At 71.8% G+C, this 8,171-nt stretch carries 9 protein-coding genes; 7 read left to right on the top strand and 2 right to left on the bottom strand.

Going from position 1 to position 8,171, the window contains the following annotated elements; translation table 11 throughout:
* The first annotated feature begins 6 nt into the window (after positions 1–6).
* From AB0M93_RS25185 to AB0M93_RS25200, 4 genes are all read left to right on the top strand, one after another.
* Entirely contained in the window at positions 7–660 is a 654-nt protein-coding gene (locus AB0M93_RS25185) for a lytic polysaccharide monooxygenase (RefSeq protein ID WP_364277076.1), read from the top strand.
* A gap of 163 nt (positions 661–823) precedes the next feature.
* The gene (locus AB0M93_RS25190) at positions 824–1,876 is read left to right on the top strand and encodes a glucose 1-dehydrogenase (protein WP_364276745.1); all 1,053 of its coding nucleotides are present in this window, start codon (positions 824–826) and stop codon (positions 1,874–1,876) included.
* A gap of 5 nt (positions 1,877–1,881) precedes the next feature.
* Positions 1,882–3,690, top strand: coding sequence for a glycoside hydrolase family 15 protein (locus AB0M93_RS25195; protein WP_364276747.1), 1,809 nt, complete (start codon positions 1,882–1,884; stop codon positions 3,688–3,690).
* 59 nt (positions 3,691–3,749) lie between these two features.
* Entirely contained in the window at positions 3,750–4,112 is a 363-nt protein-coding gene (locus AB0M93_RS25200) for a hypothetical protein (protein WP_364276748.1), read from the top strand.
* On the opposite strand, the gene AB0M93_RS25205 is transcribed toward AB0M93_RS25200, so the two are convergent.
* Positions 4,109–4,657 (bottom strand): helix-turn-helix domain-containing protein, encoded by a 549-nt coding sequence (locus AB0M93_RS25205; protein ID WP_364276750.1) that lies wholly within the window; start codon positions 4,655–4,657, stop codon positions 4,109–4,111. The genes AB0M93_RS25200 and AB0M93_RS25205 overlap by 4 nt on opposite strands.
* Positions 4,658–4,772: 115 nt before the next feature.
* Between AB0M93_RS25205 and AB0M93_RS25210 the strand changes: the two genes are divergently transcribed.
* Positions 4,773–6,221 (top strand): aldehyde dehydrogenase, encoded by a 1,449-nt coding sequence (locus AB0M93_RS25210; protein WP_364276752.1) that lies wholly within the window; start codon positions 4,773–4,775, stop codon positions 6,219–6,221.
* Between the two features lie 10 nt (positions 6,222–6,231).
* Here AB0M93_RS25210 and AB0M93_RS25215 read toward each other — a convergent pair whose 3' ends face one another.
* On the bottom strand, positions 6,232–6,717 hold the full coding sequence (locus AB0M93_RS25215) for a carboxymuconolactone decarboxylase family protein (protein WP_364276754.1): 486 nt from the start codon (positions 6,715–6,717) through the stop codon (positions 6,232–6,234).
* A 182-nt stretch (positions 6,718–6,899) separates the two neighbouring features.
* On the opposite strand from AB0M93_RS25215, the gene AB0M93_RS25220 reads away from it, so the two are divergent.
* Both AB0M93_RS25220 and AB0M93_RS25225 read left to right on the top strand, forming a co-directional pair.
* Positions 6,900–7,409, top strand: coding sequence for a hypothetical protein (locus tag AB0M93_RS25220; RefSeq protein WP_364276755.1), 510 nt, complete (start codon positions 6,900–6,902; stop codon positions 7,407–7,409).
* 22 nt (positions 7,410–7,431) lie between these two features.
* Positions 7,432–8,046 carry a GNAT family N-acetyltransferase gene (locus AB0M93_RS25225; protein WP_364276757.1) on the top strand — a complete coding sequence of 205 codons (615 nt, stop codon included), beginning with the start codon at positions 7,432–7,434 and terminating at the stop codon, positions 8,044–8,046.
* The last annotated feature ends 125 nt before the right edge of the window (positions 8,047–8,171 follow it).

Below are 8,171 nucleotides of genomic sequence, written 5' to 3' on the forward strand. Positions count from 1 at the left end.
ATGCGTATGCGCGGTATCCCCGGGTCCGGGACCGGACGGCGGAGCGTCGCCGCCCTCGTCATCGCCCTGCTGACGTGCTTGTTCGTCGGCGTTCCGGCCGCTTCGGCGCACGGCACCATCGTCAGTCCCCGCACCCGCGCCTACCAGTGCTGGCAGGACTGGGGCAACCAGCACACGAATCCGGCCATGCAGCAGCAGGATCCCATGTGCTACCAGGCTTTCCAGGCCAACGCCGACACCATGTGGAACTGGATGAGCGCACTGCGGGACGGGCTGAAGGGCAACTTCCAGGGCGCCACCCCCGACGGCCAGCTCTGCAGCAACGCCCTGGCGCGCAACGACTCCCTGAACACCCCGGGTCCGTGGCGGACGAGCAACATCGGCGCGAACTTCTCGATGCACCTGTACGACCAGGCCAGCCACGGCGCCGACTACTTCCGGGTCTACGTCAGCAAGAACGGGTTCGACCCCACCACGCAGCGCCTCGGCTGGGGCAACCTCGACTTCATCACGCAGACCGGCCGGTACGCCCCGGCCAAGGACATCACGTTCGACGTCAAGACCTCCGGCTACACGGGACACCACGTCGTCTTCACGATCTGGCAGGCGTCCCACCAGGACCAGACGTACATGTGGTGCAGTGACGTGGTTTTCAGCTGACGATTCGACATTCACCGGAAAAGGTGGTGCTATTCCGGCAATCCCGGAACAGCACCACCTTTTCGTCGGCTTTGTCCGTCGATGCGCCCGCATTCGCATGTTTTACGACGCGGTCGCGCGTCAAACCTGGTGCGGGGAGCCGTCGCGGACAAGGAGCCAGGGAATGCGCGCACTGACCGTCGTGCCGGAACAGCCGGGGTCCCTCCGCGTCGACACGGTGCCCGATCCGCGGCCGGGGCCCGGCGAGCTGCTCGTGCGCGGTCTCGCGCTCGGCGTGTGCGGCACGGACAAGGAGATCGCCCGCGGCGAGTACGGCTGGGCGCCGCCCGGCCGGGAACGCCTGGTGCTGGGGCACGAATCCTTCGGTCAGGTGCTCGAACCGGTCGGCGACTTCGCCGAGGGCGACCTCGTCGTCGGCGTCGTCCGGCGGCCCGACCCGGTGCCGTGCGGGGCGTGCGCGGCCGGCGAGTTCGACATGTGCCGCAACGGCCGCTACACCGAGCGCGGCATCAAGGAAATCGACGGCTACGGGAGTGAACTGTGGACCGTCGAGGCGGACTACGCGGTGCGCCTCGACCCGCGCCTGCGGGACGTCGGCATGCTGCTGGAACCCACCACCGTCGTCGCGAAGGCGTGGGAGCAGATCCAGCGCGTCGGGGAACGCGCGTGGTTCGAGCCGAAGCGGGTGCTGGTCACCGGCGCGGGCCCGATCGGGCTGCTCGGCGCGCTGCTGGGCGTCCAGCAGGGGCTCGACGTCCACGTCCTCGACCGCGTCACCGACGGTCCCAAACCCCGGCTGGCCCAGGCACTCGGCGCGACCTACCACCACGAGCCGGTCGAGAAGGTACTGGGCGCCCTCGAACCGGACATCGTCCTGGAGGCCACCGGTGTCGGCTCCCTGGTCTTCGACGCGATGGCCGGCACCGGCTCCTACGGCATCGTCTGCCTCACCGGCGTCTCCCCCACCGGCCGGAGCCTGACCGTCGACGCCGGAACCGTCAACCGCGAGCTCGTCCTCGAAAACGACGTCGTCATCGGCTCGGTCAACGCCAACCTCCGCCACTACCGGGCCGCCGCCGACGCGCTCGGCCGCGCCGACCTCGGCTGGCTGGCCGGGCTCGTCACCCGGCGGGTCCCGCTGGACAAGGCGGCCGACGCCTTCGAGGCGACCGGCGACGACGTCAAGGTCGTCCTCGACCTGGCCGGCGAGCGCTGACCGCCATGGCACCGCCGATCGAGGACTACGCCCTGCTGGGTGACCTGCACACGGCCGCGTTGCTGTCCCGCGACGGCGCCATCGACTGGCTGTGCCTGCCCCGCTTCGACTCCCCCGCCTGTTTCGCCGCCCTCCTGCACGACGAGCAGGCGGGGACCTGGCGGCTCGCCCCGGCGTCCGGCGGGCCGGCCACCCGGCGCTCCTACCGCGGCGACTCGCTGATCATGTCGAGCGAGTGGGACACTCCCGACGGCACCGTCCGCGTCCTGGACTTCATGCCGCCGCGGGGCGAGGCCGCGGACGTCGTCCGGATCGTCGAAGGCGTGTCCGGCCGGGTGCCGATGCGGATGCTGCTGCGGCTGCGGTTCGACTACGGCTCGGTCACCCCGTGGGTCCGGCACGAGGACGACGAGCTCGTCGCGGTGGCCGGCCCCGACGCGATCCGCGTCCGCACGCCGATCCCGCTGCACGGCGAGGACCTGGCCACCCACGCCGAATTCACCGTCGCCGCCGGGGACCGCGTCCCGTTCGTCCTCACCCACGGCGCGTCGTACCGGCCGCGGCCGAAGCACGCCGACGCCGAAACCGCGCTGGCCGAGACCGAACGGTTCTGGGCGGACTGGATCGGCCGGTGCCGGTACACCGGGGAGTGGCAGCCCGCGGTGCGGCGCGCCCTGATCACCCTCAAGGCCCTCACCTACGCCCCGACCGGCGGCATCCTCGCCGCCGCGACGACGTCCCTGCCCGAGCAGCTCGGCGGGGAACGCAACTGGGACTACCGCTACTGCTGGCTGCGCGACGCCACGTTCACCCTGCAGGCCCTGATCGGCACCGGCTACCACGACGAGGCCCGCGCCTGGCGCGAATGGCTCGTCCGCGCGGCCGCCGGCGATCCCGCCGACCTGCAGATCATGTACGGCCTCGACGGCACCCGGCGGCTGCCCGAGGCCACTTTGGACTGGCTGTCCGGCTACGCAGGCTCGGCGCCGGTCCGGGTCGGCAACGCCGCGGCCGGCCAGTTCCAGCTCGACGTCTGGGGCGAGGTCCTGGACGGCCTGCACCTCGTCCGCGAGGCCGGGCTCCCGACCTCGCACCAGGCCTGGGACCTGCAGCGCGGCCTGCTCGACTTCCTCGAAGGCCAGTGGGACCAGCCGGACAACAGCCTGTGGGAGGTCCGCGGTCCGCGGCGGCACTTCGTGCACTCCAAGGTGATGGCCTGGGCTGGCGTCGACCGGGCGGTGCACACCGTGCAGGAGCACGGCCTCGACGGCCCGGTCGAGCGCTGGCGCGCGCTGCGGGAGAAGATCCACCAGGACGTCTGCACCCACGGCTACGACGCCGATCGCAACACCTTCACCCAGTTCTACGGCTCCCGCGGCCTGGACGCGGCCCTGCTGCTCATCCCCCGCGTCGGCTTCCTGCCCGCCGGCGACCCCCGCGTCCGCGGGACCGTCGACGCCGTCCGCGCCGAGCTCGCCCACAACGGGTTCGTCCGGCGCTACGACGCCAACGCCGACGGCGGGGTCGACGGGCTGCCGGGCGGCGAAGGCAGCTTCCTGGCGTGCAGTTTCTGGCTCGCGGACGCGCTGAACGCGACCGGCCGCACCGCCGAAGCCCGCGGCCTGTTCGAGCAGCTGCTGGGCCTGCGCAACGACGTCGGGCTGCTGTCGGAGGAGTACGACACCGACGCGCGCCGCCAGGTCGGGAACACCCCGCAGGCGTTCAGCATGGTCGGGCTGGTCAACACCGCCCGGGCGCTGTCGGGGTCCGACACCGGGACGAACGCCCCGGGGCAGCACCAGCGGGCGGGCTGAGTCTCCGCTGTCGGCGAATCCGGCCGCCCGGCGGTGCTTTCGGTGCTTGGGTGCCGGGTATGGAGATCTTGGTGCTGGGCGGCAAGGCCGGGCACTGGGTGTACGTCTCGTCCGGCAACGCCTATGCCTCCCACGCGACGCCGGGAGCCGGCGAATCCGCGGCCCTGCTCGCCCCGGCCATCCGGCGCGAGGCCGGCCGGGAGTCCTACGGCGAGGCGAAGGTCGCCTGCGAGCAGGCGTCGGCGGCCGTCGTGGGCGACCGCCTCCTCGTCGCCCGGGCCGGGCTCATCGGTGGCCCGGGCGACCACAGTGGACGGTCCGGCTGCTGGGCCGCGCGCGCGGCCCGTGACCCGCACGGGCCGATGCTGGTCCCCGGGACGGCTCCGCGGCGCGAGCGCGAACTGCTCGACGCTCTCGGCTAGTCCCCGGCTTTGCCGAAGGCACGCAGGAACGTGTCGACGATGACGTCCGCCGCCTGCGCGTCACCCAAGCCCGGCAGGTCCTTTGTGGACAGATGGACCAGCTGCCCGAGCACGTTGCCGGGCCAGCGGTCCGGCAGGCCCGGCCGGAGGAAGCCTTCGTCGGTGGCGCGTTGCAGGAACAGGTCCACTTCGTCGATCGCCCGCAGGCGGCGGGCCCAGATCTCCGGGTCGGTGCGCATCCGGCTCACCTCGGTCGGCCAGGTGCGGTTGACCCCGACGATCCCCTCGACGTACCGGTGCAGGGCCACCGGCACCGGTGCCTCGCGGAGCCGCGCGGCTTCGATCGCCGCTTCGATCGCCGCCAACCTTGCCTGATACACCGCCGCCAGCAGCTCTTCCCGGCCCGCGAACCGGCGGTAGACGGTCCGGCGGTCGACGCCGGCCTCCGCCGCGATCGCCGCGATGCTCGTGGCGGGGTCGTCGGCGAGCATGCGGGCGCCCGTCGTCAGCAGCAGTTCGAGGTTGCGCGCGGCGTCGGCTCTCACCCCCTCAAGCTACTCCAAGCGCCACAGCAGTGTGACACTACCTGTGCAACGTCTCACACAAGCGCTGCTTGACCCCATTAAGTGCTACGTTTATGTGACACATAGGAGGTACGTCGTGATCACTCAGACCCGGCTCTTCATCGGCGGCACGTGGACCACCCCGAGCAGCACCGACCTGCTGGACATCCGGTCCCCGCACGACAATTCCGTCATCGGCCGCGCCGCGCAGGCGCTGCCCGCCGACGTCGACCGCGCTGTCGCGGCCGCGCGACGGGCCTTCGACGAAGGCCCGTGGCCGCACACGCCACCCGCGGACCGCATCGCGGTGCTCCGGCGGCTGGCCGGCCTGCGCGAAAAGCGCGCCGACGAAATCGCGGCCCTGATCACCGCGGAGAACGGTTCGGCGCTGTGGTTCACCAAGGCCGGCCAGCCCGGCCTGACCCGGCAGGCCAATGCCTTCCTCAAGGCCGCCGGGGAGTTCGACTGGGAAACGACGCTCGAACCGTCGGACCCGGCCGCGCCCTTCCGGTCGGTCGTGCGCCGGGAGGCGATCGGCGTGGTCGCCGCCGTCATCCCGTGGAACTCGCCGTTCTCCTCGGCGCTCGCCAAGATCATCCCGGCGCTGCTGGCCGGCAACACCGTCGTCCTCAAGGTCTCGCCCGAGAACACGCTCAGCATGAACCTGCTCGCGGAACTGCTGGCCGAGACCGGGCTGCCCGAGGGTGTCGTCAGCGTCCTGCCTGCCGACCGCGAGACCAGCGAGTACCTGGTCAAGCACCCGGACGTCGACAAGGTCGCCTTCACCGGGTCCACCCGCGCCGGGCGCCGCATCGCCTCGCTGGCCGGCGAACAGCTCAAGCGCGTCAGCCTCGAACTGGGCGGCAAGTCGGCCGCGATCATCCTGCCCGACGCCGACCTCGACGCGGCGGTCCAGGGCGTGAAGTTCGGTTCCCTGCTCAACAACGGCGAATCGTGCATCGCGCAGACGCGCATCCTGGCGCCGCGCAGCCGGTACGAAGAGGTCGTGGCCGGGCTGAAGGACCTGATCGAATCCCTGCCGGTCGGCGACCCCGCCGCCGACGGGACCTTCATCGGCCCGATGGTCCGCCGGGACCAGCAGCAGCGCGTCCTCGACTACATCCGGCTCGGCGTCGAAGAGGGCGCCCGGCTGGTCACCGGCGGCCCGGAAATCCCGGCAGGGCTGGAGAACGGCAACTACGTCACGCCGACACTGTTCGCCGACGTCGACAACTCGATGCGCATCGCGCGCGAGGAGATCTTCGGCCCGGTCCTGGTCGTCATCGCCTACGACGACGAAGACGACGCCGTCCGCATCGCCAACGACTCCGAGTACGGCCTGTCCGGTGGCGTGTGGTCGGCGGACCCCGCGCACGCGCTGGCGGTCGCCCGCCGGGTGCGGACGGGCACGGTGACCGTCAACGGCGCACCGATCGGCTTCGACGGCCCGTTCGGCGGCTTCAAGGCCAGCGGCCTCGGCCGCGAGTACGGCGCCACCGGGATCGGCACCTACACCGAGTACAAGACGATCACCGTGCCCGCCTGACCGGCCGCGCTCACCCGGCCGCCGCGGCGAACATCCCGGCTTCGTAGGAGCCGCCCTTCCGGTGCACGATCACGGCGAGCCGGTTGGCCGCGTTGATCAGGGCGACCAGCGCGACCAGGGCGGCCACCTGCTCGTCGTCGTAGTGCTCGCGCACCCGGGCCCAGGTCGCGTCGGAGACGCCCTCGGCGGCATCCGCCATCCGCGTGCCCTCCTCGGCCAGCGCGAGCGCGGCCCGTTCGGCTTCGGTGAACACGGTGGCTTCCCGCCAGGCGGCGACGAGCGCCAGCCGGACGGCGCTCTCCCCCGCGGCGGCGGCTTCCTTGGTGTGCATGTCGAGGCACCAGCCGCACCCGTTGATCTGGCTGGCCCGCAGGCTCACGAGTTCTTGCGTGGTCTTCGGCAGCGGCGACCGCTCGATCACCTGCCCGAGCCCGGCGAACCGCTTGACCAGCCGGGCGCCGGTCTCGGTGGTGAACAGGTCGATGCGGGATTCCATGACTTCGTCCTCCTGGTCGTGGTGTGCAACGACCTCAAGACACCGGCGGCGCGAAGCGTGTGACACCCGATGTATCACCGGCCCGCCCGGCCTGCTCAGTTGCGGCGAAGGTGGTACGAATCGAGGAAGGAACCGCCATGTCCGCAACGATTTCCCGAGGTAGAGGCCTGCGCAGGTTCGCCGTGGCCGCTGTGATCTCCGCGTCGCTCACCGCCGTCACCTCCGGGGTGGCTCATGCCTCCCTGTCGCAGGTGCAGGACGGGTTCGAGGTCAACCCGCAGTCCTCGTGGCTGGTCGCGACCGGCGGGTCCGCCTCGGCCGGGTTCGACGTCGGGGCCGGGACCGCTCGGTCCGGGCGGAACAACGGCTGGCTGTTCGCCTCCAGCGGGTGGGCCTTCGAGGGCTACTGGGTCGTCACGAACTCCGTGCCGGGCAACGCCCAGTGCGCTTCGCAGTTCTACATGCAGACCGCCGGCGGGGCGCAGGTCGGCATCGAGATCTGGGACGCCAACGGGCACCTGCTGGCCAGCACCTACCCGTGGCTCAACGGCAGCGGCGCCTACCAGGCGGTCAACACCGCCCGGTGGAACCTCAACGGCGTCAACCCGGTCTTCGTCAAGGCGATCGTCGGGGCGAACGGCTCCTCGCGGTTCATCCGGCTCGACGACATGACCACCCAGTGCTACTGGTGACCGGGCTGTACCATCACTGCCGATGAGCTGGGCGGGGTGGAAAGTGCGGTTGCGGGAGGTCCGCCCGGCGGACCAGCGCACCCTGATCGGGTTCGACCGCGACGCCGACGCGCGGGCCGGCGGCTACCGGCACTGGGCGACGCACCGGGTGGCCGGTGACGACTTCCACTTCGCCATCGAGACACTGCACAACCGGACGCTGGTCGGGTCGGTCTGGATCCAGGCCGACCCGGCCTCCGGCCGGTTCAGCTACGGCATCGGGATCGGGCCGCAGTACCGGCGCTGCGGGTACGCCGCCGACGCCGTCACGATCCTGCTCGGGGTCATGTTCGAGCTGCGCCGCTACCGCAAGTGCGAGGTCAGCATCAACGGCGCGAACTTCGCCTCGCTCGCGCTGCACGGCGAGCTCGGCTTCCGGGAAGAAGGCCGGCCGCGCGACACCGAACTGCGCCACGGCGAGATCCGCTACCCCGTCCTGATGGGCATCACCGCCGACCGGTTCGCCGAGCACCGGCCGGTCCTCGGCGCCGCCCGCGGACCGGTGCGCCCCTGGCGGGGACGGCACTGGCGGACGCCGCGCCGGGGCCGCCACTGGCGTGCCGAACACCTCGGGCGAACTCCGCGGCCCGCCCGCTGAAGCACCGGCGGTACCGGACAGCTGTCGTGGGGGGTTGTGGGGGGTTTTAAGCGCGCTGAGACAAAACGCCCGCAGGGGGGGGGGGGGGGTGGCCGGCCCGCGGCGGCCCGGGGGGTGTGCCCCCG

This window comes from Amycolatopsis sp. NPDC051102 (genome assembly GCF_040682815.1).
Lineage (GTDB): Bacteria > Actinomycetota > Actinomycetes > Mycobacteriales > Pseudonocardiaceae > Amycolatopsis.

Bases quoted from the DNA above. Each gene is read 5' to 3' on its own strand.
- AB0M93_RS25185 (WP_364277076.1), top strand. From the start codon at position 7: ATGCGCGGTATCCCCGGGTCCGGGACCGGACGGCGGAGCGTCGCCGCC.
- AB0M93_RS25190 (WP_364276745.1), top strand. From the start codon at position 824: ATGCGCGCACTGACCGTCGTGCCGGAACAGCCGGGGTCCCTCCGCGTC.
- AB0M93_RS25195 (WP_364276747.1), top strand. From the start codon at position 1,882: ATGGCACCGCCGATCGAGGACTACGCCCTGCTGGGTGACCTGCACACG.
- AB0M93_RS25200 (WP_364276748.1), top strand. From the start codon at position 3,750: ATGGAGATCTTGGTGCTGGGCGGCAAGGCCGGGCACTGGGTGTACGTC.
- AB0M93_RS25215 (WP_364276754.1), bottom strand. From the start codon at position 6,717: ATGGAATCCCGCATCGACCTGTTCACCACCGAGACCGGCGCCCGGCTG.
- AB0M93_RS25225 (WP_364276757.1), top strand. From the start codon at position 7,432: ATGAGCTGGGCGGGGTGGAAAGTGCGGTTGCGGGAGGTCCGCCCGGCG.